The organism is Mesorhizobium sp. M0437 (genome assembly GCF_040321335.1).
Lineage (GTDB): Bacteria > Pseudomonadota > Alphaproteobacteria > Rhizobiales > Rhizobiaceae > Mesorhizobium.
In genome coordinates, this window is record NZ_JAMYRK010000212.1 from 1 (window position 1) to 1314 (window position 1314).

At 57.7% G+C, this 1314-nt stretch carries 1 protein-coding gene; it reads left to right on the top strand.

Annotated elements, in window-relative coordinates; translation table 11 throughout:
• Window positions 1–126: 126 nt before the first annotated feature.
• On the top strand, window positions 127–1314 hold a 1188-nt coding region (locus NKI72_RS35035; protein WP_352852256.1), incomplete at its 3' end, for a formyltransferase family protein.

The window sequence follows — 1314 nt, forward strand, 5'->3', positions numbered from 1 at the left end:
GAGCGCGCAAGCGCTTGCGAACCAGGCGATCGGGATAGGCCACAACCTGCAGCGCGATCAATCTCCTCCAGCGTCTTTGTTGGCAATGGTACGCTTGCTATCAGCTGCGCGCAGCTGGCAATGGAGGTGGGCCACGACATTCGCGTAGTGCTATGTGGCGACGCTATATTCGCGGATTGGGCGGCTCGCGCCAATATCCCGTGTATTGCGAGTGTTGACGAGCTCTGCTCTCTTCTGAACGCGGAGCCGGTGGATTGGATTTTCTCCGTTGCCAATCCGCTTATATTGCCACCGGACATGTTTGGGCGAGCCCGACAAGGTGCTTTCAATTACCACGACGGTCCACTGCCACGATATGCAGGAACTCACGCGACGTCCTGGGCGCTGCTGGCCCAGGAGAGCGAGTATGCCATCACGTGGCATCGTATCGATGATGGTGTTAATGCGGGTGAGCTGGTGGTTAGGCGCCAAGTGTTAATTGCGCCCACCGACACGGCGTTGAGCTTGAACCTCAGATGTCATGAAGCCGCGGTCGAGGGCTTCCGCGAGCTTTTAACTGGCTTGGCGAAGGGAAAGCTTACTGCTCGTCCGCAGGCGCTAGTCGACAGAAGCTATTTTCCGAGACGTCGACGCCCAGATGCGGCAGGCTGTCTGCGATGGGATCGATCCGCGCGAGATTTGTCAGCGATGACCCGTGCACTAGACTTTGGGCCGTATAATCCCAATCGATTGTGTCTGCCCAAGGCTTTCGTGGGTGATGACGTTGTCATAGTCAGGCGCTTGGAGGTGTTGCCTCGACGCTCGGGCCTTCCGGCGGGTTCCCTGCTTGAAATCCACTCCGGCCACTGGCGTGTGGCGACGGGTGCGCAGGATGTTGATGTTTGCTTTGGCGGCCCCGATGGTCAGCTGCTGGACGCGCGAGCACTCGCCAGGAACTTCAATCTGGATGAAGGTGATCGCCTGCCAATTTTGAGCGGTGATCAGGCGCGGAGCATAACTGCCGCCCATGAAAAGCTGGCGCCTTCAGAGGATTTTTGGCGACAGCGGCTTGAGCAGTTTAAAATATTGCAGCTTCCTTTTCTATCGGCGTCCGTGGCTGAAGCGCCGCACAGATGGCAGTCGAGCTCGTGGTTCATTCCAAGTGCTTTGGCTAAACTGGCGCCACATGATCGCACGGAATACCTGGTAACGGCTTGGCTGATCTATCTCGCCCGTATCGCGGGAGAAACAGAGCTTCAACTGGGATGGACGCCTGCATCGGATAGATCGCAAGCCGGTTTGAAAGCGGTGGAGGTGCTTATCGCCTCTGTCGTG